This is a genomic window from Enterobacter sp. WP_7_1, from assembly GCF_003688535.1.
GTDB lineage: Bacteria > Pseudomonadota > Gammaproteobacteria > Enterobacterales > Enterobacteriaceae > Enterobacter > Enterobacter asburiae.
The window spans coordinates 104,864-130,819 of sequence record NZ_REFK01000006.1 but is presented as its reverse complement, the minus strand read 5'-3'; the positions used below and the strand labels follow the sequence as shown (position 1 = coordinate 130,819).

General features: G+C 57.5%; 22 protein-coding genes. 14 read left to right on the top strand and 8 right to left on the bottom strand.

Features of this window, described 5'->3' with window-relative positions:
• Position 1 precedes the first annotated feature (1 nt).
• Both BJ885_RS20555 and BJ885_RS20550 read right to left on the bottom strand, forming a co-directional pair.
• A complete protein-coding gene (locus BJ885_RS20555) occupies positions 2-496 on the bottom strand; it encodes a PilN domain-containing protein (RefSeq protein WP_121932681.1) in 495 nt (164 codons plus the stop codon).
• Positions 493-1,269 (bottom strand): DNA utilization protein HofM, encoded by a 777-nt coding sequence (locus BJ885_RS20550; protein WP_121932680.1) that lies wholly within the window; start codon positions 1,267-1,269, stop codon positions 493-495. The genes BJ885_RS20555 and BJ885_RS20550 overlap by 4 nt, the downstream gene beginning before the upstream one ends.
• 120 nt (positions 1,270-1,389) lie before the next feature.
• Between BJ885_RS20550 and mrcA the strand changes: the two genes are divergently transcribed.
• Positions 1,390-3,942 carry a peptidoglycan glycosyltransferase/peptidoglycan DD-transpeptidase MrcA gene (mrcA, locus tag BJ885_RS20545; RefSeq protein WP_039263080.1) on the top strand — a complete coding sequence of 851 codons (2,553 nt, stop codon included), beginning with the start codon at positions 1,390-1,392 and terminating at the stop codon, positions 3,940-3,942.
• 88 nt (positions 3,943-4,030) lie between these two features.
• Here mrcA and nudE read toward each other — a convergent pair whose 3' ends face one another.
• Positions 4,031-4,591 carry an ADP compounds hydrolase NudE gene (nudE, locus tag BJ885_RS20540; protein WP_008503041.1) on the bottom strand — a complete coding sequence of 187 codons (561 nt, stop codon included), beginning with the start codon at positions 4,589-4,591 and terminating at the stop codon, positions 4,031-4,033.
• 324 nt (positions 4,592-4,915) lie between these two features.
• Here nudE and BJ885_RS20530 point away from each other — a divergent pair, with 324 nt between their 5' ends.
• The 5 genes from BJ885_RS20530 to pckA all read left to right on the top strand — a co-directional run bounded on the left by BJ885_RS20530 (position 4,916) and on the right by pckA (position 11,081).
• The gene (locus BJ885_RS20530) at positions 4,916-7,051 is read left to right on the top strand and encodes an intracellular growth attenuator family protein (RefSeq protein WP_121932679.1); all 2,136 of its coding nucleotides are present in this window, start codon (positions 4,916-4,918) and stop codon (positions 7,049-7,051) included.
• Positions 7,052-7,118: 67 nt separating this feature from the next.
• Positions 7,119-7,802, top strand: a complete 684-nt coding sequence (gene yrfG / locus BJ885_RS20525) for a GMP/IMP nucleotidase (protein ID WP_032662264.1) — start codon at positions 7,119-7,121, stop codon at positions 7,800-7,802.
• Complete coding sequence (gene hslR, locus BJ885_RS20520; RefSeq protein WP_121932678.1) at positions 7,799-8,200, top strand: ribosome-associated heat shock protein Hsp15; 402 nt, start codon at positions 7,799-7,801, stop codon at positions 8,198-8,200. Before yrfG ends, hslR begins: the two co-directional genes overlap by 4 nt.
• A 17-nt stretch (positions 8,201-8,217) precedes the next feature.
• Positions 8,218-9,102 carry an Hsp33 family molecular chaperone HslO gene (gene hslO / locus BJ885_RS20515; protein ID WP_162269339.1) on the top strand — a complete coding sequence of 295 codons (885 nt, stop codon included), beginning with the start codon at positions 8,218-8,220 and terminating at the stop codon, positions 9,100-9,102.
• 359 nt (positions 9,103-9,461) lie between these two features.
• Entirely contained in the window at positions 9,462-11,081 is a 1,620-nt protein-coding gene (pckA, locus tag BJ885_RS20510) for a phosphoenolpyruvate carboxykinase (ATP) (protein ID WP_121932677.1), read from the top strand.
• Between the two features lie 126 nt (positions 11,082-11,207).
• On the opposite strand, the gene envZ is transcribed toward pckA, so the two are convergent.
• Together envZ and ompR are read right to left on the bottom strand one after the other, a co-directional pair.
• Positions 11,208-12,554, bottom strand: coding sequence for a two-component system sensor histidine kinase EnvZ (envZ, locus tag BJ885_RS20505; protein ID WP_010436407.1), 1,347 nt, complete (start codon positions 12,552-12,554; stop codon positions 11,208-11,210).
• Positions 12,551-13,270, bottom strand: coding sequence for a two-component system response regulator OmpR (gene ompR, locus BJ885_RS20500; protein ID WP_001157751.1), 720 nt, complete (start codon positions 13,268-13,270; stop codon positions 12,551-12,553). The genes envZ and ompR overlap by 4 nt, the downstream gene beginning before the upstream one ends.
• A 232-nt stretch (positions 13,271-13,502) precedes the next feature.
• On the opposite strand from ompR, the gene greB reads away from it, so the two are divergent.
• The 5 genes from greB to feoC all read left to right on the top strand — a co-directional run bounded on the left by greB (position 13,503) and on the right by feoC (position 19,550).
• On the top strand, positions 13,503-13,976 hold the full coding sequence (gene greB / locus BJ885_RS20495) for a transcription elongation factor GreB (protein WP_014885539.1): 474 nt from the start codon (positions 13,503-13,505) through the stop codon (positions 13,974-13,976).
• Between the two features lie 88 nt (positions 13,977-14,064).
• Positions 14,065-16,395 (top strand): Tex family protein, encoded by a 2,331-nt coding sequence (locus BJ885_RS20490; RefSeq protein WP_029740485.1) that lies wholly within the window; start codon positions 14,065-14,067, stop codon positions 16,393-16,395.
• Between the two features lie 331 nt (positions 16,396-16,726).
• Entirely contained in the window at positions 16,727-16,954 is a 228-nt protein-coding gene (gene feoA, locus BJ885_RS20485) for a ferrous iron transporter A (protein ID WP_008503050.1), read from the top strand.
• Positions 16,955-16,984: 30 nt separating this feature from the next.
• Positions 16,985-19,303, top strand: coding sequence for a Fe(2+) transporter permease subunit FeoB (feoB, locus tag BJ885_RS20480; protein ID WP_121932676.1), 2,319 nt, complete (start codon positions 16,985-16,987; stop codon positions 19,301-19,303).
• A gap of 10 nt (positions 19,304-19,313) precedes the next feature.
• A complete protein-coding gene (feoC, locus tag BJ885_RS20475) occupies positions 19,314-19,550 on the top strand; it encodes a [Fe-S]-dependent transcriptional repressor FeoC (protein ID WP_024907906.1) in 237 nt (78 codons plus the stop codon).
• A gap of 33 nt (positions 19,551-19,583) precedes the next feature.
• Here the strand turns inward: feoC and BJ885_RS20470 are convergent, their stop codons facing one another.
• Both BJ885_RS20470 and bioH read right to left on the bottom strand, forming a co-directional pair.
• Positions 19,584-19,853, bottom strand: coding sequence for a YdgH/BhsA/McbA-like domain containing protein (locus BJ885_RS20470; protein WP_023309499.1), 270 nt, complete (start codon positions 19,851-19,853; stop codon positions 19,584-19,586).
• Between the two features lie 111 nt (positions 19,854-19,964).
• Positions 19,965-20,738 (bottom strand): pimeloyl-ACP methyl ester esterase BioH, encoded by a 774-nt coding sequence (gene bioH / locus BJ885_RS20465; protein WP_121932675.1) that lies wholly within the window; start codon positions 20,736-20,738, stop codon positions 19,965-19,967.
• A gap of 36 nt (positions 20,739-20,774) precedes the next feature.
• On the opposite strand from bioH, the gene gntX reads away from it, so the two are divergent.
• The 3 genes from gntX to gntT all read left to right on the top strand — a co-directional run bounded on the left by gntX (position 20,775) and on the right by gntT (position 23,806).
• Positions 20,775-21,458 carry a DNA utilization protein GntX gene (gene gntX / locus BJ885_RS20460; RefSeq protein WP_121932674.1) on the top strand — a complete coding sequence of 228 codons (684 nt, stop codon included), beginning with the start codon at positions 20,775-20,777 and terminating at the stop codon, positions 21,456-21,458.
• Positions 21,459-21,519: 61 nt separating this feature from the next.
• The gene (gene nfuA, locus BJ885_RS20455) at positions 21,520-22,095 is read left to right on the top strand and encodes a Fe-S biogenesis protein NfuA (protein WP_008503055.1); all 576 of its coding nucleotides are present in this window, start codon (positions 21,520-21,522) and stop codon (positions 22,093-22,095) included.
• Between the two features lie 394 nt (positions 22,096-22,489).
• Positions 22,490-23,806 carry a gluconate transporter gene (gntT, locus tag BJ885_RS20450; protein WP_029742207.1) on the top strand — a complete coding sequence of 439 codons (1,317 nt, stop codon included), beginning with the start codon at positions 22,490-22,492 and terminating at the stop codon, positions 23,804-23,806.
• A 67-nt stretch (positions 23,807-23,873) separates the two neighbouring features.
• Here gntT and malQ read toward each other — a convergent pair whose 3' ends face one another.
• The gene (gene malQ / locus BJ885_RS20445) at positions 23,874-25,952 is read right to left on the bottom strand and encodes a 4-alpha-glucanotransferase (protein ID WP_121932673.1); all 2,079 of its coding nucleotides are present in this window, start codon (positions 25,950-25,952) and stop codon (positions 23,874-23,876) included.
• Positions 25,953-25,956 lie beyond the last annotated feature (4 nt).

Here is a 25,956-nt window from a genome sequence, read left to right as displayed (position 1 = left end):
GTTACCCCTCGCTTTTAAGATGGAGGGTGAACATCCAGCGCCCCTGGCTGTCCTGCCGAAGCTCACCCGCCGTTCCGGGCGTAAAACCCGCTATTTGGCCCAGCGCATCGCGCAGAGCAGACAGGGCCGGCAGGGTTAGGGCATACCCGCTCAGCATCAGCGCGGGAGGCTGATAGCGCAGCTCTGTCAGCCAGACCTGTGAAGGAGTGGCGCGGGAAAGGGATTCCAGCACCGGTTGCCATGCGCGTTGTTGACGTGTCTGCGCTGGCTTCTGCGCCTGTGAGGCGAGTTTCTCCCGGGAGGCAAGCGCGTGCTGCACGGCCTGCGTTCCCGTCAGCTCCGTTTGCAGCGCGTGCAGCCTCATAACAGGGTTTATCCGCAGGCAGAAAATGATCGCGAACATCAACAGCACGGTGCCGACACACATTGCACCCCAGAAGCGCAGGCATCGCGCGCGCCGCTGCTGTCGCCAGGGCAGAAAGTTCATGATGCTCATCCGGGCACCTCGCTCATGGCCAGCGCCAGCGCAACGGTATAATCAGCGCCGCAGTCCGGTAGCGGGGCATGGCAGCGTTCCAGGATTTCCCACGGATCACGCCGGCTATCAAACAGCGCGATGTCATCCGAACCAAGCCCCAGCAGCGCTGAAAGCTCAGACACGTTTTCGGCTTCTGTGGTAAAGCGGCGTCCCCACTGGTGGCGCATCGCCCACAGCCACTGCCGCTCGTCCCGCCAGGCGATGCACGTCGCTGGTGCCACCGCGGAAAGAAGATTCGCCAGCGCGCTGGCATCCGGCGTAATGGCCACCAGCCGCAAACGCAGCGTTTTCGCCAGCGCCAGTAGGGTGTCGATCTCGTTGTTTTGCGCGGCGGTCACGTGAAAGGTATTGCTGAAGGTATCCTGCGCGTAATCGAAACAGAGCGTATCGGCAGACATCTCCAGTTCGCGCGCGAGCGCCGCACCAAGCCATGAGAGCTGCTCGCTGTCGCGCAGCGCAACGGTCGGGCGGGGGAGCGTCCGTTGCAGAGTCCGTGCTGCCGGGAAAGAGAGGAATACACGGTGGTAGTGCGGCAGCGTTTTGCACCAGTCGCGTAACGCATCAACCAGCTGTTCTGGCTGACAAATTTTGCCGTCACGAATGATGCCCTCGTCCAGAGGAATCGCCCACCAGCGGCGCAAGCACCAGCCCAACTTCTCCCGGGTCAGGGCGACTATCAGCGCCCTATCCTGTTGAATATGAACGCCCGTTTGCCATATTTTGAAAGCCATGCTTCACGATCTCCTTATCGCCCGTCGGGTTGACGGCTATATCAATGAATCAGGCTTGCCTTTATACTACCGCGCGATTGTTTAGAAACTGCCCAAGTGAAACCAAATGGGAAATCTCCGGTGAAGTTCGTAAAGTATTTATTCATCCTTGCAGTCTGTTGCATTCTGCTGGGAGCAGGCTCGATTTACGGTTTATACAAATATATTGAGCCACAGCTACCTGATGTCGCCACGCTTCGCGATGTGCGCCTCCAGATCCCGATGCAAGTCTATAGCGCCGATGGCGAGCTGATGGCGCAGTATGGCGAGAAGCGTCGTATTCCGCTGACCTTAAACCAAATTCCACCCGTGATGGTGAAAGCCTTTATCGCCACGGAGGACAGCCGTTTTTACGAGCACCACGGTGTCGATCCGGTGGGGATTTTCCGTGCCGCGAGCATTGCGTTGTTCTCTGGCCACGCCTCTCAGGGGGCGAGTACCATTACGCAGCAGCTGGCGCGTAACTTCTTCCTCAGCCCTGAAAAGACGCTGATACGTAAGATCAAAGAGGTGTTCCTCGCGATCCGTATTGAGCAGCTGCTGAGCAAAGACGAAATCCTTGAGCTGTACCTCAACAAAATCTACCTGGGTTACCGCGCCTATGGCGTGGGGGCAGCCGCACAGGTGTACTTCGGTAAGCCCGTTGAGCAGCTCACCTTAAGCGAAATGGCAACCATTGCCGGTCTGCCGAAAGCGCCTTCCACGTTTAACCCGCTCTACTCGCTCGATCGCGCCACCGCGCGCCGTAACGTCGTTCTGTCACGTATGCTGAGCGAAGGCTACATCAGCCAGAGCGAGTACGACCAGGCGCGTAACGATGTTATTGACGCTAACTACCACGCCCCTGAAATCGCCTTCGCATCTCCTTACCTGACCGAAATGGTTCGTCAGGAGATGGTGAATCGCTATGGTGACAAGGCCTATGAAGATGGCTATCGCGTGTACACCACCGTGACCCGCAAGGTCCAGCAGGCTGCTCAGGAAGCGGTGCGGAACAACGTGATGGACTACGATATGCGTCACGGCTATCGCGGCCCGTCAAACGTGCTCTGGAAAGTGGGTGAAAGCGCGTGGGACAGCAAAAAAATCACCAGTACGCTGAAGGCGCTGCCAACCTATGGTCCGCTCCTTCCTGCCGTGGTGACGCAGGCCGATCCTCAGGAAGCCGTTGCGACGCTCGCGGACGGTACGTCCGTCTCCCTGCGTATGGACGGTATCCGCTGGGCGCGTCCTTACCGCTCGGATACCCTGCAGGGCGCAACGCCGCGTAAAGTGACCGATGCCGTCCAGACCGGGCAGCAAATCTGGGTGCGCAAGGTAGGCGAATCCTGGTGGCTGGCACAGGTGCCGGACGTCAACTCGGCCCTGGTCTCTATCAATCCACAGAACGGTGCCATCCTGGCCCTGGTCGGCGGGTTTGATTTCAACCAGAGCAAATTTAACCGCGCCACCCAGGCGCTGCGTCAGGTCGGTTCCAATATCAAACCGTTCCTCTACACGGCGGCGATGGATAAGGGCTTGACCCTCGCCAGCATCCTGAACGACGTGCCAATCTCCCGCTGGGATGCCGGTGCCGGTTCCGACTGGCAGCCGAAGAACTCCCCCGCGGAGTATGCCGGCCCAATTCGTCTCCGCCAGGGCCTGGGACAGTCGAAAAACGTGGTGATGGTGCGCGCCATGCGCGCGATGGGCGTCGACTATGCCGCAGAGTATCTGCAGCGCTTCGGTTTCCCGGCGCAGAACATCGTTCGTACCGAGTCGCTGGCGTTAGGCTCCGCCTCGTTTACACCGCTTCAGGTCGCACGCGGGTACTCGGTGATGGCCAACGGCGGCTTCCTGATTGATCCGTACTTCATCAGCAAGATTGAAAACGACCAGGGCGGCGTGCTGTTCGAAGCGAAGCCGAAAATTGCCTGCCCTGACTGTGATATTCCGGTCATTTATGGCAATACGCCGAAATCCGAGGTGCTTGAAAACAAGGATATGGAAGACCCTGCCGTGTCTCAGGAGCAGCAGAACGGCGTCGTGCCGCAGCCGCAGCTCGAGCAGGCTAACCAGTCGCTGGTGGCACAGACCGGTGCGCCGGAGTATGCCCCGCATGTGATCAACACGCCGCTGTCGTTCCTGATCAAAAGCGCGCTGAACACCAACATCTTCGGTGAACCGGGCTGGCAGGGCACAGGCTGGCGCGCAGGGCGTGATTTGCAGCGCCATGATATCGGCGGTAAAACGGGGACAACCAACAGCTCGAAAGATGCGTGGTTCTCCGGCTACGGCCCGGGCGTGGTGACATCGGTCTGGATCGGTTTCGACGATCACCGCCGTGACTTAGGTCGTACAACGGCCTCCGGCGCGATTAAGGATCAGATTTCCGGCTACGAAGGCGGTGCGAAGAGCGCACAGCCAGCCTGGGACGCCTACATGAAGTCCGTTCTTGAAGGCGTGCCGGAGCAGCCGTTAACGCCACCGCCAGGCGTGGTGACGGTTAATATCGACCGCAGCACGGGCCAGCTCGCCAACGGCGGTAATAGTCGCGAAGAGTATTTCATCGAGGGCACGCAGCCAACCACGCAGGCGGTGCACGAGGTGGGGACAGAGATTATTGATAACGGCGAGACGCACGAGCTGTTCTGACAACAAAGCAAAACGGCAACCTCTGGTTGCCGTTTTTGTGTTTGCTCCCTCTCCCGTGGGAGAGGGTTGGGGCGAGGGCATCAGGCCACTACAGTCGCCCCTGCCCCTTCAACCATTCCCGTACCAGGAACAGCGCGCTCACGTTGCGAGCCTCATTAAAGTCAGGGTCTTCCAGCAGATCCATCAGGTGCGCTAGCGGCCAGCGAACCTGCGGCAGCGGCTCCGGCTCATCCCCTTCCAGCGATTCAGGATAGAGGTCTTCAGCCACCACGATATTCATTTTGCTGGAAAAATAGGACGGCGCCATGCTCAGCTTTTTCAGGAATGAAAGCTCATTCGCACCGAAGCCCACCTCTTCTTTCAGCTCGCGGTTTGCCGCTTCAAAGACGGTTTCACCCGGGTCGATAAGCCCTTTCGAGAACCCAAGCTCGTAAGATTCCGTTCCCACAGCGTATTCGCGGATCAAAATCAGATGATCGTCGACAATGGGAACAATCATCACCGCTTCGCGCGAAGAGGGGCGCATACGTTCATAAACGCGACGCACACCGTTGCTGAACTCCAGGTCCACACTTTCGACATTAAACAGGCGCGATTTGGCGACAGTTTCAACATTCAGAATGGTGGGTTTTTGTAGTGGTTTGCTCATCTTGATGGGTCTTAGCAGTGAGAACTGGCGTTATTGTGCGATATGCCGCACGGTTTCGGCAATGTCAATCGTTCTTTATTTACATTTATGCAACGTAACTGGGATCAATCCTCAATTCAAAACAAATGTCAAGAGGTTGAAATGTTTCCAGGAATTTGCTGATATCGCGCCATAACAGGCTTTGCTATCATCACCGGTCACTGGGATGCGCTTCAGAATGCTCAAGTTCGACTCCATACTTGCCGATAGCCAACCACAGACTCTCATTCAATGTAAAGGTGCTACTGACTACACCTGTAAGAAGATAAGTAAGATGGGGAAAGCATGAGCACCATTTTGATTGTTCTCGCTGCTATGCTGGCCGGCGCGTTGGTTGCAGGGTGGTTGTACAGGCGCCGCGTACAGCGCCGTTATCGTCTGCCCTTTTTAACTGCATTTGCGGGTGCGAGCACGCGTAAACTCACGCAAGACGAGCGCGATGCGGTTGAAAACTATCTCGAAATCCTGAACCGTACTCAGTTAGCGCCTGGGCCAACGGGAGCCACCGCTGCGCCCGTCGCGCTCAAGCTTAATGCGCAAAGTGATACCGTGCTCTGCGTGACGCGCTCCATCACGCGCTATGGCATCACCACTGATGACCCCAACAAATGGCGCTATTACCTTGATTCCGTCGAAGTGCATCTGCCCCCGTCCTGGGAGCAGTACATTAATGACGAAAACAGCGTTGAGCTGATTCACACCGATTCATTGCCTCTGGTTATCACGCTTAACGGCCATACGCTGAATGAATACCTTCAGGAAGCCCCGCGTTTTGCATTGGAACGCGCAAGTTCAACGCAGGCGTCCATTCGTGGCGAAGAGACAGAACAGATCGAACTGCTGAACATTCGCCAGGAGACGCATGAAGAGTACGCCCTGAGCCGCCCGGACGGCATCCGTGAAGCCATTCTGATTGTTGCTGCCTTCCTGCTCTTTTTTATCTGCCTGCTCACGCCGGATGTGTTTGTTCCCTGGCTGGCGGGAGGCGCGGTGCTGCTGCTGGCAGCCGGGCTGTGGGGGCTCTTTGCACCACCGGCCAAAACCTCGTTGCGAGAGATCCACTGCCTGCGCGGAACGCCAAAGCGCTGGGGCCTGTTCGGTGAAAACGATCAGGAACATCTCAACAATATTTCGCTCGGTATTATCGACCTTATCTACCCGCGCCACTGGCAACCGTGGATTGCGCAGGACCTAGGGCAGAAAACCGATATTGATATCTACCTTGACCGCCACGTTGTGCGCCAGGGGCGCTTCTTATCCCTGCATGATGAAGTGAAAAATTTCCCGCTTCAGCACTGGCTGCGCAGCGCGGTCATTGCCGGCGGCGCCGCGCTGGTCTTAGTCATGCTGCTGCTTTTCGTGCCGCTGGATATGCCCATTAAATTCACCCTGTCGTGGATCAAAGGGGCGCAAACCATTGAAGCGACCAGCGTCAACAAACTGGATGAAGCCGGTGTACGCGTGGGGGACACGCTGCGCCTGAAGGGGACCGGGATGTGTAATATTCACACCCCGGGGGCGTGGAACACGCGTCAGAGCTCGCCGTTCATGCCGTTCGATTGTTCGCAAATTATCTGGAACGACGCGCCGCCGCTGCCGCTGCCTGAATCCGAAGTGGTGAACAAGGCCACGGCTCTCACCCAGACGGTGAACCGCCAGCTGCACCCGAAACCGGACGATGATTCGCGCGTCAGCCCCGCGCTGCGCTCGGCCATTCAGAAATCAGGCATGGTTCTGCTGGATGATTTTGGTGACATCGTCCTGAAAACGCAGGATTTATGCTCCTCTCAGGATGAGTGCATACGCCTTAAAAACGCCCTGGTAAACCTGGGGAACAGCAAAGACTGGGACTCGCTGGTGAAACGCGCCGAAGCGGGACGACTGGATGGCGTTAATGTCCTGCTGCGTCCGGTGAGCGCTGAATCGCTGGATAACCTGGTCGCCACCTCGACGTCGCCGTTCATGATGCGCGAGACCACCCGTGCGGCTCAGGCGCTGAACAGCCCGGCGCCGGGCGGCTTTGTGATAGCAAGCGATGAAGGCAGCGACCTGGTCGATCAGCCCTATCCGCAGGTTGCGCTTTATGACTACCCGGCGCAGGAGCAGTGGAGCCAGTTCCAGCGCCTGGCGCAGATGCTGATGCAAACGCCGTTCAGCGCCGAAGGGATTGTCACGAGTATTTATACCGACGCCAACGGCACTCGCCATATCGGCCTGCACCGGATGCCGGATAGCGCAGGCTTGTGGCGTTATATCGGCACCTCACTGCTGATGACCGCGATGCTGATCGCCATTTTCTGGAACGGCTTTATGGCCCTGCGCCGCTACCAGCGCTCGCGCACCCGACTTGCCGACATCCAGCGGTATTATGAAAACTGCCTCAATCCAAAGCTGATCCCCTCGTCTGAGAGCCTGATCTGATAACGTCGTTGCGCGGCAAGATGTGCTACCCTGTCGCGCACGTTTCTTCTGGCTGGAGTTCCCCCTAATGCATCTTGATATCGCCTGGCAGGAGGTAGATACCGTTCTGCTGGATATGGACGGCACGCTGCTCGATCTCGCCTTTGATAACTATTTCTGGCAAACGCTGGTTCCAGAAACCTATGGCGAGCAGCAGGGGATCTCCCCGGCAGAAGCGCAGGCATTCATTCGTTCGCAATATAGCGCGGTGCAACATACGCTAAACTGGTACTGTCTTGACTACTGGAGCGAGCGCCTCGGTTTGGATATTTGTGCCATGACCACCGCCCAGGGCCCGCGCGCCGTTCTGCGTGAGGATACCGTGCCCTTTCTGGATGCGCTGAAAGCAAGCGGTAAGCGCCGTATTTTGCTGACCAACGCGCATCCACATAATCTGGCGGTGAAGCTGGAGCATACCGGTCTGGCGTCGCACCTTGATTTATTACTTTCCACCCACACATTTGGTTATCCGAAAGAGGATCAGCGGTTGTGGCATGCGGTGAGGGAAGAGACGGGTTTGCAGCCAGAACGTACGTTGTTCATTGATGACAGCGAGCCCATTCTGGATTCCGCGGCAAGGTTTGGCATTCGCTACTGTCTGGGCGTGACCAATCCTGACTCTGGCCTGGCTGAAAAAAGCTATCTGCGCCACCCTGGACTGAACGACTATCGCCAGATGATCCCCTCACTGACCGTGAAGGAGACGCCATGAAAGAAAAACCCTCCGACGGGGTAAGACTGGATAAATGGCTGTGGGCGGCGCGTTTTTATAAAACACGCGCCCTTGCCCGCGAGATGGTTGACGGCGGAAAAGTGCATTACAACGGCCAGCGCAGCAAACCGAGCAAGCTGGTTGAGCTGAATGCCACCTTAACGCTGCGTCAGGGCAACGATGAACGTACGGTGGTGATTAAAGCCATTACCGAACAGCGTCGATCTGCAGCGGAAGCCGTACTGCTTTATGAAGAGACGGCGGAGAGCATTGAAAAACGCGAGAAGACCGCGCTGGCGCGCAAAATGAACGCGCTGACGATGCCCCACCCGGACCGGCGACCGGATAAAAAAGAGCGCCGCGATCTGATGAAATTTAAACACGGTGAGACTGATTAACCTCACCCGCACGAGAGATGAAAATGGCCCAACACGACCAATTACACCGCTATCTGTTTGAACAATTCGCCGTGCGCGGCGAGCTGGTCACCGTATCCGAAACCTGGAAACAGATTCTGGAAAACCACAATTACCCGCTGCCGGTGAAGACCCTGTTGGGCGAACTGCTGGTTGCCACCAGCCTGCTGACGGCGACGCTGAAGTTTGCCGGTGATATCACCGTGCAGCTGCAGGGTGACGGCCCGATGACGCTGGCGGTGATCAATGGCAATAACCAGCAGCAGATGCGCGGCGTGGCGCGCGTTCAGGGCGACGTGCCTGAAAATGCAGACCTCAAAACGCTGGTGGGTAATGGCTACCTGGTGATCACCATCTCCCCTGAGGAAGGCGAGCGCTATCAGGGCGTGGTGGGTCTGGAAGGCGATACCCTGGCAGCCTGCCTGGAAGATTACTTCATGCGTTCTGAACAGCTGCCGACGCGTCTCTTCATCCGCACCGGTGAAGTGGACGGTCAACCTGCTGCGGGCGGTATGCTGTTGCAGGTTCTGCCTGCGCAGGACGCACAGACCAATGACTTTGAGCACCTGGCGACGCTGACCGAAACCATCAAAGCGGAAGAGCTGTTCAACCTGTCGGCGACAGACGTGCTGTGGCGTCTGTATCACGAAGAAGAAGTGACGGTTTACGACCCGCAGGCGGTGGAATTTAAGTGCACCTGCTCCCGCGAGCGCTGCGCTGGCGCACTGAAAACTCTGCCGGATGAAGAGATCGACAGCATTATGGCTGAAGACGGCGAAATTGATATGCACTGTGATTACTGCGGTACGCACTACGTGTTCAATTCGATGGATATCGCTGAGATCCGCAATAACGCCTCCCCGGCGGATCCACAGGTTCACTAAACTTCTTTCCCCTCACCCTAACCCTCTCCCCTTTGGGGAGAGGGCTGGGGTCAGGGGTAAAAAACTCCCCCCAAGCTGAATCGCTTTCCCTATGTAACACTTACGTAATTTTCTTACGTGTATGCGATTACATTCACATTCTTTCCGATAAAATCACCACTCTTTAACCTTTTCGGAACATTTTCCCCAACCAAAAAGCGATTCCTGCGATAATCCGCCTGCGCTGTGACTGGAGTCGCAGCGTTTTCCGTTAGTAAGGGTTTTGTCCAGATGCGTAAATCTATGAGCCCCGTCGCGGTTAACAACCTCAGAAAAACCCTACAATTTCAGGCAGTACATATTGGCTAAGGAGCAGTGATATGCGTGTTACTGGTTTAACCCCGCAAGATCTCAAGGCTTATGGTATTCACGACGTCCAGGAAATCGTCTACAACCCCGACTACGATACGCTGTATCAGGAAGAGCTCAATCCAGCACTGGAAGGATACGAGCGTGGTGTGTTGACGAATCTTGGTGCTATCGCCGTCGATACCGGTATCTTTACCGGTCGTTCGCCGAAAGATAAGTATATCGTCCGAGACGAAACCACCCGCGATACGCTGTGGTGGGCTGACAAGGGCAAAGGGAAGAACGACAATAAACCGCTCTCTCCGGAAACCTGGCAGCACCTGAAAGGGCTCGTCACTCATCAACTTTCCGGCAAGCGTCTGTTCATTGTCGACGCTTTCTGCGGCGCAAACGCCGACACCCGTCTCTCCGTGCGTTTTATCACTGAAGTGGCCTGGCAGGCGCATTTCGTGAAAAACATGTTTATTCGTCCAACCGACGAAGAGCTGCAGGATTTCACCCCGGATTTCATCGTCATGAACGGTGCGAAATGCACTAATCCACAGTGGAAAGAGCAGGGTCTGAACTCCGAAAACTTTGTGGCCTTCAACCTGACCGAGCGTATCCAGCTGATCGGCGGTACCTGGTACGGCGGCGAAATGAAGAAAGGGATGTTCTCCGTCATGAACTACCTGCTGCCGCTGCGGGGCATCGCCTCCATGCACTGCTCGGCTAACGTCGGTGAAAAAGGCGACGTGGCGGTATTCTTCGGCCTGTCCGGCACCGGTAAAACCACCCTGTCCACCGATCCAAAACGTCGCCTGATTGGCGATGACGAACACGGCTGGGATGACGACGGCGTATTCAACTTTGAAGGCGGCTGCTACGCGAAGACCATTCGCCTGTCTGAAGAGGCCGAGCCGGATATCTTCCACGCGATCCGTCGCGATGCGCTGCTGGAAAACGTCACCGTGCGTGCCGACGGCTCCATCGACTTCGACGATGCGTCGAAAACGGAAAACACCCGCGTTTCTTACCCGATCTACCACATCGACAATATCGTGAAGCCGGTGTCAAAAGCGGGTCATGCCACGAAGGTCATTTTCCTGACCGCGGATGCGTTCGGCGTGCTGCCTCCGGTGTCTCGCCTGACGGCCAGCCAGACGCAGTACCACTTCCTCTCCGGCTTTACCGCCAAGCTGGCGGGTACCGAGCGCGGCGTGACGGAGCCAACACCAACCTTCTCCGCCTGCTTCGGCGCGGCCTTCCTGTCGCTGCACCCGACGCAGTACGCTGAAGTGCTGGTGAAACGCATGCTGGCATCCGGCGCGCAGGCCTACCTGGTGAACACCGGCTGGAACGGTACCGGCAAACGTATCTCTATCAAAGATACCCGCGCGATTATCGACGCCATTCTGGATGGTTCTCTGGACGACGCCGAAACCTTCACGCTGCCGATGTTTGACCTGGCGATCCCAACGTCGCTGCCGGGCGTGGATACGCATATCCTCGACCCGCGCAACACGTACGGTTCTCCGGAGCAGTGGCGCGAGAAGGCGGAATCGCTGGCGAAGCTGTTTATCGAGAACTTCGAGAAGTATACCGATACCCCGGCGGGTGCTGCGCTGGTGAGCGCGGGACCTAAGCTGTAGCCCTTCTCCCTCTCCCTATGGGAGAGGGCTGGGGTGAGGGCATCAGACCGCAGAGGTCTTATGTTGTCGGGTGGCGGCTTCACCTTACCCGATCTACAAAAAAGGGTGGCAATTGCCACCCTTTTTTTAACCCTCTTTCACCTGCCCCCGCGTCACCGGTACCGGCAGCCAGGCACGAATGCTCAACCCACCCCGCTCGCTGGTGCCAATCTCCAGCAGCCCGTTGTGGTTATCGATAATACGCTGAACAATCGCCAGGCCTAAGCCCGTGCCGCTGGTGCTGCGCGCGCTGTCGCCGCGCACAAACGGCTGGAACAGATGCTTACGCTGCTCGGGCTTGATGCCCGGACCGTCGTCTTCCACCTGGAACCAGGCGCGGTTGAGTTCAGACCCGCTGCTGACTTTAATCCAGCCATTGCCGTAGCGCGCCGCGTTGACCACCATGTTCGCCACTGCACGTTTGATGGAGAGCGGGTGCATGCGTACCTGGATCTCCCCCGCCTGAAGGTCGGTATCAATCTCGCGCTCGTAGCCGCTTTCCGCCGCCACAACCTCGCCCAGCACCGCGTTCAGATCCGCCATCTCCATCGGCATCTCCTGTCCGGTGCGCAGGTAGTCAATAAACTGCTCGATGATGGCGTTACACTCTTCGATGTCCTTATTGATGGACTCGGCAAGGTAACCGTCCTCTTCGCCCATCATCTCCGTCGCCAGGCGAATACGCGTTAGCGGCGTGCGCAGGTCATGGCTGACGCCCGCCATCAGCAGCGTACGGTCATCCGCCAGCTGCTTCACGCCTGCCGCCATATGGTTAAACGCGCGCGTCACCGAACGGACTTCCGAGGCGCCATACTCGCGCAGCGGAGGAGGAATAATCCCTTTACCGACCTGCAGCGCAGCATGCTCCAGGTCGACCAGCGGTCGGTTCTGTATACGGATAAATAGCCACGCGCCGCCTATCGCCAGCAGCATAATCGCCAGGGTGTAGCGGAACAGCGGCGAGAAGTCGCCCTGATGGATTTCGGTCAGCGGAACGCGCACCCAGATATTGGGTGACAGCCAGGTTTTCAGCCAGACGACGGGCGAGCTTTTGTTGACCTCAACGCGCACTTCCGTTGGGCCGCCCAGCTGCTGCGCCATCTGCTGACTGAGGAATTCATAGTGCTGAGCCCAGCGCAGGCCCGCGTCTTCCGCCGCTTCGTTGGAATAGAGCGAAATGCCCAGCTCACGGTAGATTTCACGGCGAAACGCCGGGGGAACGACGAGCTGCGTGCCGTCCTCCAGCTGCAGTTTATCGGTCATCAGCATACGGACTTCGTAGGCCAGGACCTTATTAAACTGCTGGAGGCTCGGCAGGATCGCAAAGTTCAGCACCACCAGATAGGTCGTCACCAGGCTGACGAACAGCAGGGTGACGATCAGTAACAGGGTGCGGGCAAACGAGCTTCGCGGCGAGAAGCGCATTCGCCTCATGCTTTAGAGCCGTCCGGGACGAACACGTAGCCCAGACCCCATACGGTCTGAATATAACGAGGATGAGCAGGATCTTCTTCCACCATGCGGCGCAGGCGGGAGATCTGCACGTCAATGGAGCGCTCCATTGCGGAGTATTCGCGACCGCGCGCCAGGTTCATCAGCTTGTCACGGGAAAGCGGTTCACGCGGGTGGCTGACCAGCGCTTTCAGTACCGCAAACTCGCCGCTGGTGAGCGGCATTGGCTCGTCTTCACGGAACATCTCGCGCGTGCCGAGGTTCAGCTTGAACTTGCCGAAGGCGATGACGGCTTCTTCCTGAGAGGGTGCGCCAGGCAGTTCGTTCGCCTGACGGCGGAGAACAGCGCGAATACGCGCCAGCAGTTCACGCGGGTTAAACGGTTTTGGAATGTAGTCGTCCGCGCCGATTTCGAGGCCCACGATACGGTCAACTTCTTCGCCCTTCGCCGTGACCATGATGATCGGCATCGGGTTACTCTGGCTGCGCAGACGGCGGCAAATAGAAAGCCCGTCTTCGCCAGGCAGCATCAGGTCGAGAACCATCAGGTGGAAAGATTCACGGGTCAGCAGACGGTCCATCTGCTCAGCGTTCGCGACGCTACGAACCTGGAAGCCCTGCTCGGTCAGATAACGTTCCAGCAGCGCGCGCAGGCGCATGTCGTCATCCACGACCAGAATTTTGTAGTTCTCTTGCATTGTGTGTACTCCCAAAGGTTCGGATAGTCTTTGTAACAGCGTATTCTAAAAAAGTGCACGTATTCGACCAGTTAATTCTGGTATAAATTCTAGTCGAAATTGTTACAAAGCATATTTAACAGCAGCTTATCTGCTCATTTCATCACATAAATCATTATTAATCCTGTCTGTTACACTGTGTGGTACGTATTGTGCGCAAGACAGTTAACCGGCAGGCAGCAAAGGCTTTACCATGAAAACGCCCCTGATCACCCGCGAAGGGTACGAAAAGCTCAAAAAAGAGATGGATTACCTCTGGCGCGAAGAGCGTCCTGAAGTAACCAAAAAGGTGACCTGGGCGGCAAGCCTGGGCGATCGCAGCGAAAACGCTGACTACCAGTACAACAAAAAGCGGCTGCGCGAAATTGACCGCCGGGTTCGCTATCTGACGAAGTGCCTCGAGAATCTCAAAATTGTCGATTACTCCCCGCAGCAGGAGGGCAAAGTGTTCTTCGGCGCGTGGGTGGAGATTGAAAACGACGACGGTGACACCCTGCGTTTTCGCATTGTCGGCTACGATGAAATTTTTGGTCGTAAGGATTACATCTCCATCGACTCCCCGATGGCCCGCGCGCTGCTGAAAAAGGAAGTGGGCGATCTGGCCGTCGTTCAGACCCCTGCCGGTGAAGCCAGCTGGTACGTCAATGAGATCGTCTACGTAAAATAGTCCGAGAGCGCCCTCCCCGGCTGGCATTTTGCCGTGTCAGCCCGTATAACTATCCCCTGATTTTTTCGACTCAACAGATGATAAAGCCATGATGAAAGATTCGCTCTGCCGCATTATTGCGGGTGATATTCAGGCCAGAGCCGAACAGGTAGAAGCTGCCGTTCGCCTGCTTGATGAAGGGAACACCGTGCCGTTTATTGCACGCTATCGTAAGGAAGTCACCGGCGGTCTGGATGACACGCAGCTGCGTAACCTGGAGACCCGTCTGGGCTATCTGCGCGAGCTGGAAGAACGTCGTCAGGCGATCCTCAAATCCATCGGCGAACAGGGCAAGCTGACCAGCGAGCTGGAAAGCGCCATCAACGGCACCCTGAGCAAAACCGAACTCGAAGATCTCTATCTGCCGTACAAACCGAAGCGCCGCACGCGCGGGCAGATTGCGATTGAAGCGGGTCTTGAGCCGCTGGCCGACCTGCTGTGGAACGAACCGTCCCACGACCCGGAAACCGAAGCCGCCAAATTTATCGACGCCGACAAAGGCGTAGCGGACACCAAGGCCGCCCTTGACGGCGCGCGCTACATTCTGATGGAGCGCTTCGCCGAAGACGCCGCCCTGCTTGCTAAAGTGCGCGATTACCTGTGGAAGAATGCCCACATCGTCTCTACCGTCGTCGCGGGTAAAGAGGAAGAAGGCGCGAAATTCCGCGACTACTTCGATCACCACGAACCGATTTCTACCGCCCCTTCACACCGCGCGCTGGCGATGTTCCGCGGCCGCAACGAAGGCGTGCTCCAGCTCTCCCTGAACGCCGACCCGCAGTTTGACGAGCCGCCGAAAGAGAGCCACTGCGAGCAGATCATTATCGACCATCTCGGCCTGCGCCTGAACAACGCCCCGGCGGACAGCTGGCGCAAAGGCGTGGTGAGCTGGACCTGGCGCATCAAGGTGCTGATGCACCTCGAAACCGAGCTGATGGGCACCGTGCGCGAGCGCGCCGAAGATGAAGCGATTAACGTCTTCGCCCGTAACCTGCACGACCTGCTGATGGCCGCCCCTGCCGGCCTGCGCGCGACCATGGGTCTCGATCCGGGTCTGCGTACCGGCGTGAAGGTCGCTGTGGTTGACGGCACCGGCAAGCTGGTGGCGACCGATACCATTTATCCGCACACCGGCCAGGCAGCCAAAGCGGCCGTCGTGGTGGCCGCGCTGTGTGAAAAATACAACGTCGAGCTGGTTGCTATCGGCAACGGTACGGCGTCACGCGAAACCGAGCGTTTCTACCTCGACGTGCAGAAGCAGTTCCCGAAAGTGACGGCACAGAAAGTGATCGTCAGCGAAGCCGGGGCATCCGTCTATTCCGCGTCCGAGCTGGCGGCCCAGGAGTTCCCGGACCTGGACGTTTCCCTGCGCGGTGCGGTTTCTATCGCACGCCGCCTGCAGGATCCGCTGGCGGAGCTGGTGAAGATCGATCCGAAATCTATCGGCGTGGGCCAGTATCAGCACGACGTGAGCCAGACTCAGCTGGCGCGCAAGCTGGATGCGGTGGTGGAAGACTGCGTAAACGCCGTCGGCGTTGACCTGAATACCGCCTCCGTTCCCCTGCTGACCCGCGTGGCAGGCTTAACCCGCATGATGGCCCAGAACATCGTCGCCTGGCGTGATGAGAACGGTCAGTTCCAGAACCGTCAGCAGCTGCTGAAGGTGAGCCGTCTGGGGCCAAAAGCCTTTGAGCAGTGCGCGGGCTTCCTGCGCATCAACCACGGCGATAACCCGCTGGATGCCTCCACCGTTCACCCGGAAGCGTACCCGGTTGTGGAACGTATTCTGGCCGCCACCCAGCAGGCGCTGAAAGACCTGATGGGCGACAACAGCGCCCTGCGCAACCTGAAAGCCGTTGATTTCACCGATGACAAATTTGGTGTTCCAACCGTCACCGACATCATCAAAGAGCTGGAAAAGCCGGGCCGCGATCCGCGCCCTGAGTTCAAAACGGCGACCTTTGCTGACGGCGTGGAAACCATGAACGACCTGCTGCCCGGCATGGTGCTGGAAGGCGCAGTGACCAACGTCACCAACTTTGGCGCGTTTGTGGATATCGGCGTGCATCAGGACGGTCTGGTCCATATTTCATCCCTCGCCGACAAGTTCGTTGAAGACCCGCACACCGTGGTTAAAGCGGGCGACATCGTGAAGGTCAAAGTGCTGGAAGTGGATCTGCAGCGCAAGCGTATCGCGCTAACCATGCGTCTGGACGAGCAGCCTGGCGACACCAACGCGCGCCGTGGCGGAAACGGCGGTGGCCGCGAGCAGCAGCGTCCGGCCGCGAAAGCGGCAAAACCGCGCGGACGTGACGCTCAGCCTGCAGGCAACAGCGCGATGATGGATGCGCTGGCGGCAGCGATGGGTAAGAAACGCTAAGGTTGTCAATGCCCCTAACCCTCTCCCCGGAAGGGAGAGGAGAGCGCACGGTGCGGTCTTTTCCCCTCGTCCTCATGGGTGAGGGGAATAAAATCATATCGAAATATATGAAACCGATTGCATAGCCATATTTAAACCACGGATTATCACCCCGTTAACAAATACTCCCCTTTTCGTTTTCCAGGCAATTCAGCAAATATTGAGCCAGGTCAAACAGGCCGTAAATTAATACCGTAAACAACATTCCGTCACAGTTTTAATATTGCTGATAAAAACTATTCTCATTATCATCCCATAGTAGATAATTTAACCTTTCGTGGAATCAGGCGTTATGCAATTCACTCCAGACAGTGCATGGAAGATTACCGGTTTTACCCGCGAAATTAGCCCGGCCTATCGGCAAAAGCTGCTGTCGCTGGGCATGCTGCCCGGCTCGTCATTCCAGGTCGTGCGCGTGGCGCCGCTGGGCGATCCGGTTCATATCGAAACCCGCCGCGTAAATCTGGTGCTGCGTAAGAAAGACCTCGCGTTAATAGAAGTCGAAGCCTTATCCCGATAACAAGCCAGCGGTTTCAGTGAGTCTAAAAAAATGAAAAAGTTAACTATTGGCTTAATTGGCAATCCTAATTCCGGCAAGACCACCCTTTTTAACCAGCTGACCGGAGCCCGCCAGCGCGTGGGCAACTGGGCGGGCGTGACGGTTGAGCGTAAAGAAGGCCAGTTCACGACAACGGACAGCCAGGTGACGCTGGTTGACCTTCCCGGCACCTACTCCTTAACCACCATTTCGTCGCAAACTTCGCTCGATGAGCAGATTGCCTGCCACTATATTCTTGGCGGCGACGCGGACCTGCTGATCAACGTGGTCGACGCTTCCAATCTCGAACGTAACCTTTATCTGACGCTGCAGCTGCTGGAGCTGGGGATCCCCTGCATCGTGGCGCTCAACATGCTCGACATTGCGGAGAAACAAAAGCTGCGTATCGACGTCGATGCCCTCTCCGCGCGCCTGGGTTGCCCGGTCGTTCCGCTGGTCTCGACGCGCGCTCGCGGTATTGATGCGCTGAAGCTGGCCATTGACCGTCACCAGGGAAATCATGACATTGAGCTGGTGCATTACGCGCAGCCTCTCCTGCGCGAAGCCAATGTGCTGGCGCAGGAGATGGACAACAGCATGCCTGCGAAACAGCGCCTGTGGCTCGGCCTGCAGATGCTGGAAGGGGATATCTACAGCCGCGCTTACGCAGGGCATGCGGCCGATAAGCTGGACGCGACGGTGGCCCGTCTTAGCAACGAGCTGGACGACCCGGCGCTGCACATCGCCGACGCGCGTTACCAGGCCATCGCCTCGATTTGCGACGTTGTCAGCAACGCCCTGACGGCAGAGCCCAGCCGCTTTACGGCAGCGGTGGATAAAGTTGTGCTTAACCGCTTCCTCGGTTTGCCCATCTTCCTGCTGGTGATGTACGTGATGTTCCTGCTCGCCATTAACATCGGCGGCGCATTCCAGCCCATTTTCGACGCCGGTTCCGTCGCGGTCTTCGTACACGGTATTCAGTGGGTGGGTTACACCCTGCACTTCCCGGAATGGTTAACCATCTTCCTCGCGCAGGGGATCGGCGGCGGTATCAACACCGTTCTGCCTCTGGTGCCGCAGATCGGCATGATGTATCTGTTCCTCTCGTTCCTGGAAGATTCCGGCTACATGGCGCGCGCCGCGTTCGTGATGGATCGTCTGATGCAGGCGCTGGGTCTGCCGGGTAAATCCTTCGTCCCGCTGATTGTCGGCTTCGGCTGTAACGTACCGTCGGTGATGGGCGCACGCACCCTGGATGCGCCGCGCGAGCGTCTGATGACCATCATGATGGCGCCGTTTATGTCCTGCGGTGCCCGTCTGGCAATCTTTGCGGTCTTTGCCGCAGCCTTCTTCGGTCAGCAGGGCGCGCTGGCGGTCTTCTCGCTGTATGTGCTGGGCATCGTGATGGCTATTCTTACCGGTTTAATGCTGAAGCACACCATCATGCGCGGTGAAGCGTCGCCGTTTGTGATGGAGCTGCCGGTGTATCACGTGCCGCATCTGAAAAGCCTGGCGATCCAGACCTGGCAGCGCCTGAAGGGCTTTGTGCTGCGCGCCGGTAAGGTCATTGTCATCGTCAGCATTTTCCTGAGCGCGCTGAACAGCTTCACCCTCAGCGGGCAGGCGGCAGATAGCATCAACGACTCTGCCCTCGCCTCCGTCAGCCGCGTCATCACGCCGGTCTTCAAACCGATTGGCGTGCATGAGGATAACTGGCAGGCAACCGTCGGGCTGTTCACCGGCGCGATGGCGAAAGAGGTGGTTGTCGGCACCCTGAACACGCTTTACACCGCCGAGAACATTCAGGAACAGGAATTTAATCCGGCAGAGTTTCATCTCGGTCATGAACTGCTGGGTGCCGTAGAGGAAACCTGGCAGAGCCTGAAAGACACCTTCAGCCTGAGCGTGCTGGCGAACCCTATTGAGGCCAGCAAAGGCGACGGCGAAATGGCGACGGGTGCCATGGGCGTGATGGGCGAGAAATTTGGCAGCGCGTCTGCGGCCTACAGCTACCTCATCTTTGTTCTGCTCTACATTCCATGCATCTCCGTGATGGGGGCGATTGCGCGCGAGTCCAGCCGCGGCTGGATGGGCTTCTCCATCCTGTGGGGGTTAAACATTGCGTACTCGCTGTCGACGCTCTTTTATCAAACCGTTAACTTCAGCCAGCATCCTCGCTACAGCCTGGTCTGCATTCTCGCGGTTGTGCTGTTTAACGCGATCGTGCTTGGTCTGCTGCGGCGGGCGCGCAGCCGCGTCGACATCGACCTGCTGGCAAACCGTAAAACCGCCGCGACCTGCTGCAGCAGCCCGGCGGGCGACTGTCACTAAGGAGCACACCATGGCATCGTTGATTCAGGTTCGTGACCTGCTGGCACTGCAAGGGCGGATGGAGGCGAAACAGCTGAGCCTCAGCCTGCATACGCCGCAGCCGATGATCGATGCCATGCTGGAAAGACTGGAAGCCATGGGGAAAGCCGTGCGGATTCAGGAAGACGCGGACGGCTGTCTCTCCGGCAGTTGTAAAAGCTGTCCGGAAGGAAAGGCCTGCCTAAGAGAGTGGTGGGCGCTGCGTTAACAAAGCCGGGCATCGCTGCCCGGCTTTATCGTATTACTTGTAGACGTCCGCCGTTGCGCGTACGTTTTTGGTCTGTTTTTCTGCGCTGGTGACGACATAGTACGTTCCGCCCAGCTCATCCGCTTTCTTCGACAGCTCTTTTCTCGCGTCCATCGGCGCGGTGGTGTCAGACGTAGAAATCTCACCAATTTTCGTCAGATTCATGCCGGCAACTTTATCTTTTTCCAGCTCTTTTGCCGCAAAGACGCCAAATGACAGTGACCCAATAACCAGAGAAGTGACAATACCTGTAACAAGTTTCATAGCCTGACTCTCCATAGGATTGTTGTTTTGATTATCGTAGGCAGAACAACCGCAACGACATCAGGAGTATGGTTGCGGTGTGTAACTTTTTCCAGGCTGGATAGAAAATAATCAGTCTAAACGTTGACTTAACGCAATCAGCGCTGAACAAAACTCCGTCGGATGAGAGATAAACGGGGCATGTGCGGCTTTGGCAATGATCTGCGATTCGCTGTCCGGCCAGAGCGAATCCAGCAGCGGAACCACTTTGCGCGGCACGATCCCGTCGAGGTAACCATAGATACGCAGGTGCGGCACCGTCAGCGCGGCCAGCGGCTCGCGCAGGTCAACCGTTTTCAGGAGTTCAAGACCGCCGTTTAGCACCTCAACCTCCGGCATCGGCAGCGAAAGCACGGTCTGCTTCAGCGTTCGGGCATCCTTACGCGCGGTGTCAGTGCCCATTGTCTGCAATGCAAGGAACCGCTCTACGGTCCGCTGGAAATCGTCGCTCAGCTGCTGCTGGAAGCCCGCCAGCACGTCAGGCTTGATCCCCGGCCACTCTTCCTGCGCGCTAAAACAGGGCGATGACGCCACCGTCACCAGCGCTTTTACGCGGTCAGGCCGCGACAGCGCAATCTGGCTTGCCACCAGCCCGCCCAGGCTCCAGCCCAGCCAGACCGCGTTTTGCGGCGCAGCGTCCAGAACCTGCTGCGCCATCTCATCAAGCGACAACGCGCCATACCCGCGGCTGCGGCCAAAGCCGGGTAAATCCACCAGATGCAATGTGAAATGCGAGGCAAGTTCCTCACGTATGCAATGCCATATCTCCGCATTCAGGCCCCATCCGTGCAGCAGCACAAGATGGCAATTTCCTGTCCCTACGGTCTGCCACCACAGCGTCTTCATCAGTTACTGTTCTCTTTTTTCACATGGAGGTTGCACATGCTAACAGTACCCGGCTTGTGCTGGCTATGCCAAATGCCGCTGGCGCTCGGCCGGTGGGGCGTCTGCTCCGTCTGCACGCGATCGCTGGAATGGCGTATCGGGACCTGTCCACAATGTGGTTTACCGGCCACAAATCCCTCTTTGCCCTGTGGTCGTTGCCTGAAAAAATCCCCGCCGTGGAGCGCGCTGGTGGCCGTGGATGATTATGTCCCCCCGCTGAGCAGACTGGTTCATGCGCTGAAGTTTTCCGGGCAGAGCTCGCTGGCACAGCCCCTTGCCCGCCTGCTATTGCTGGCGGTTTTGCAGGCGCGACGTCAGCGGGCTCTGGCGAAAATCGACATGGTGGTGAATGTCCCTTTATACCGACGTCGGCACTGGCGGCGCGGCTATAACCAGAGTGACCTGCTCTGCCGTCCCCTCGCGCGGTGGCTCGGCTGTCGGTACGAGGCCCGCGCGCTTACACGTGTTCATGCCACCGCTATCCAGCATCAGCTCAGCGCCCGGCTGCGCAAAAGAAACCTCAAAAATGCCTTTCGCCTTGAATTGCCGGTCGACGGTCTCCATATCGCGATTGTGGATGATGTCGTCACCACGGGCAGTACCGTTGCTGAACTTTCCCGACTGCTTTTGCGAAGCGGCGCCGCGTCGGTTCAGGTATGGTGTCTGTGCCGTACCTTGTAGCCCTTCTTCAATGGGCGTATGATTATACCCAGGTAATTTAGTCAACTATTAGGCCAAAGCTATGATCCGTATTTCCGATTCTGCACAAGCGCACTTTGCCAAACTGCTGGCAAATCAGGAAGAAGGGACGCAGATCCGCGTGTTTGTGATTAATCCAGGCACTCCGAATGCAGAATGTGGTGTTTCTTATTGTCCTCCGGACGCTGTGGAAGCGACTGACACTGCCCTTAAATTTGAACAGCTCACCGCCTACGTTGATGAGCTGAGTGCACCGTATCTTGAAGATGCGGAGATCGACTTCGTCACCGATCAGCTGGGTTCTCAGCTGACCCTGAAAGCGCCGAACGCGAAAATGCGTAAAGTGTCTGACGATGCCCCGCTGATGGAACGCGTTGAGTATCTGCTGCAATCCCAGATCAACCCACAGCTGGCGGGCCACGGCGGTCGTGTTTCCCTGATGGAAATCACCGACGAAGGTTTTGCCATTCTGCAGTTTGGTGGCGGCTGTAACGGCTGTTCCATGGTCGATGTAACGCTGAAAGAAGGGATCGAGAAGCAGCTTCTGAACGAGTTCCCGGAACTGAAAGGCGTGCGTGACCTGACCGAGCACCAGCGCGGCGAGCACTCTTACTACTAATTCAGTATCCGTCCGTATTGCCCGGTGGCACTGCGCTTACCGGGCCTACAAAAATAGTGAGGTCTGATGCCCTCACCCCAGCCCTCTCCCACGGGAGAGGGTGAAAATATTAAAAACGGTAACCTCGTGGTTACCGTTTTGCGTTTACCTCTCCCTCTATATGTTGACCTGCGTCTCATAATTCAAATTTACCCTCCCTGGGTGATTCTCAATCAAGTCATGTTACCCGTATCATTCTCGTGGGCACTCAGCATCCTTATAACAGCCGACTAAACTTAATGGTTTCGAAGGCATCAGTATGAGTGCCGTTAACACTCTGTTCCCAGTTGGGACAATCGGAATTTGTCGTTGAAACAATGACGTTACCCATAACAATTCAAAGGCCAGGTAAATCATGCCATTAGTCATCGTTGCTATCGGTGTTGTGTTATTACTGCTCTTGATGATCCGCTTCAAGCTGAACGGATTTATCGCTCTGGTTCTGGTGGCACTTGCAGTCGGTCTGATGCAGGGTATGCCGCTGGTTAAAGTTATCAGTTCCATCAAAGCCGGCGTCGGCGGCACGCTCGGCAGCCTGGCGCTGATCATGGGCTTCGGCGCCATGCTCGGCAAAATGCTGGCGGACTGCGGGGGCGCACAGCGTATTGCCACCACCCTGATTGCCAAATTCGGTAAACAGCACATTCAGTGGGCCGTGGTGTTAACCGGTTTTACCGTCGGTTTCGCGCTGTTCTATGAAGTGGGCTTCGTGCTGATGCTGCCGCTGGTGTTCACCATCGCGGCTGCGGCAAACATCCCGCTGCTGTATGTTGGTGTGCCAATGGCTGCGGCGCTGTCCGTGACTCACGGCTTCCTGCCGCCGCACCCGGGCCCAACCGCTATCGCAACCATTTTCCACGCGGATATGGGTAAAACCCTGCTGTTCGGTACGATTCTGGCGATCCCAACGGTGATTCTGGCAGGCCCGGTTTACGCCCGCTTCCTGAAAGGCATTGATAAGCCGATCCCGGAAGGTCTGTACAGCGCCAAAACCTTCACCGAAGAAGAGATGCCTGGCTTTGGCGTCAGCGTCTGGACCTCTCTGGTACCGGTGATCCTGATGGCGATGCGCGCCGTGGCGGAGATGATCCTGCCGAAAGGTCATCCGTTCCTGTCCGTTGCGGAATTCCTGGGTGACCCGGTGATGGCAACGCTGATTGCCGTGCTGATCGCGATGTTCACCTTCGGCCTGAACCGCGGCCGTTCAATGGATCAGATCAACGATACGCTGACCTCTTCCATCAAAATCATTGCCATGATGCTCCTGATCATCGGCGGTGGCGGTGCGTTCAAGCAGGTTCTGGTCGACAGCGGCGTGGACAAATACATCGCTGCCATGATGCATGAAACCAACGTGTCTCCGCTCCTGATGGCCTGGTCTATTGCTGCGGTTCTGCGTATTGCGCTGGGTTCGGCGACCGTTGCGGCGATCACCGCAGGCGGTATCGTTGCCCCGCTGATTGCGACCACGGGCGTAAGCCCTGAGCTGATGGTTATCGCCGTCGGTTCCGGTAGCGTGATTTTCTCTCACGTTAACGACCCTGGCTTCTGGCTGTTCAAGGAGTACTTCAACCTGACGATCGGTGAAACCATCAAATCCTGGTCCGCGCTGGAAACCATTATTTCGGTGTGTGGTCTGGTCGGGGTGCTGCTGTTGAATATGGTGGTTTGATGTAAAAAAGCCGGGTGGCGCTACGCTTACCCGGCAATAAAAAACCCGCCACTGGCGGGTTTTTTTATCACTTCTTCGCGTCCGCTTTTCGCCGCTTGTCCAAATCCTTAATCAGCTTGTTCACCCCATCATCGGCAAACATCTTCTCAAGCGTTGTGGACAGCTTGCGACGCCAGTTCTTGTACTGATAGCTGGTGCCTGGAATGTTCACCGGCTCCGCCATATCAATCCAGTCTTCCGGCTGCAGGCCCAGCAGGGCGCTGTTGCTGTCGGCAATATAGCGCTGCAGGCCGCGATTGAGGGTCGCGGTCATCGACATCAACGACGCCTTATGTCCGGCACGTTTCGGCAGACAGCCCTGCTTGTGAAGCGCATCCAGCAGCCCCTGTTTGGAGAGCTCGCGATCCTGATACAGGCCGCGCAGAACCTCTTCATCAGGATACAGCCCCAGCGTTTTGCCGAGCGTCAGGTCGCCGCTTTCCCAATAGCCACGAAGCGTAGGAAGGTCATGCGTCGTCGCGACTGCCATTGACTGTTCAGGGTACGCTTTCGGCGCGCGGAAGGTTTTCTCATGGTCGTTTTCAAAATAGAGCACTTTATAGGAGTAGACGCCGCTGTCGCGGAGCTTGCTGACAATTTCCACCGGCACGGTACCGAGATCTTCACCGATCACCATGCACTGGTGGCGCTTACTTTCCAGCGCCAGGATCGACAGCAGATCGTCAACCGGGTACTGCACGTACGCCCCGTGATCGGCGGTTTCACCGTACGGGATCCACCACAGGCGCAGCACGGACATCACGTGGTCGATGCGCAGCGCGCCGCAGTTCTGCATGTTGGCGCGCAGCAGGTCGATGAACGGCTCGTAGGCGCGCGCCGCCATGACGTGCGGATCCATCGGCGGCAATCCCCAGTTCTGGCCGAGCGGGCCAAGGATATCCGGCGGCGCGCCGACGGAGGCTTTCAGACAGTAAAGCTCGCGGTCGCACCAGGTTTCCGCGCCGCCTTCCGCCACGCCCACGGCCAGGTCGCGATAAAGGCCGATCGGCATCTTATAGCCCTGGCTCACCTGCCAGCAGGCGGCAAACTGGCTGTACGCCAGCCACTGCAGCCACAGGTAGAAGTCCACTTCATCGGCATATTTTTCACAGAACGCTTTCACTTCAGGCGTGTCGACGGACTGATAGGCGTCAGGCCAGACCGGCCAGCCCCAGCGCATTTCGTCCTCTTTCACCTGATACGCGTGCAGCGCATCAAACGCCGCCTGCCAGTACAGGCTCTCGCCCTCCTGCGTCACAAACTGGCGGAACGCGGCCATCTGCTCGTCATCGCGCTGCGAAAAGCCTTTCCACGCCAGACGCAGCGCGGCCATTTTCAGCGCCGTGACGGTGGAATAGTCCACCCAGTCTGCGTCGCGCGCCTGCTTCAGCGCCTGCTGCGTGGTGCTGAGTTTCCACCACGTCTGCGCCTCTTTGCTGTTTTTGAAGTCTTCTAACGCGTTAACGTCGATATAAATCACGTTCAGCCAGCGACGGGACGACGGGCTATACGGGCTGGCGCTCTCCGGGTTGGCCGGATAGAGCGCGTGGATCGGGTTGAGGCCAATAAACGCGCCGCCGCGCTCGCCCACGGAAGCCAGCATCTTTTTCAGATCGCCAAAATCACCGATGCCCCAGTTGCTGTCGGAGCGCAGGGTGTAGAGCTGCACGCAGGCGCCCCACAGCTTTTTGCCTTCGAGCAGCGCCTGCGGCTCGTAGCAGCGTTTTGGCGCGACGATCACCCGGCAGTGGAAACGCAGGTCATCTTGGGTGAGCGTGAGGGTGTGATACCCCTCCGGCAGCTTCGCCGGAAGGTTTAACGTTTTGCCGCCGGTGGCGTGGCCTTTGTGCTGATGCCCCTCTTCGGTGGTGAGCAGCCAGCTAAACTCGCCGCGCCCCTCCACCGCCAGCGGCATCTTTTTGCCTGCGGTGAACACCTTCACGTTCGGCACCGGCGCAACCGACGCTTTCGCGTCGGCTTTGTGCATGGCGTCCAGCAAACGTCTTTTGGTGTCGGCGCCAATAGACTGCGGTTTGCCGTGCGCATTTATGTAACTGAGGCTGATCCCCGCCGCCTGCGCGGCGCTGTCCAGACGTTTACTCTCCATCGCG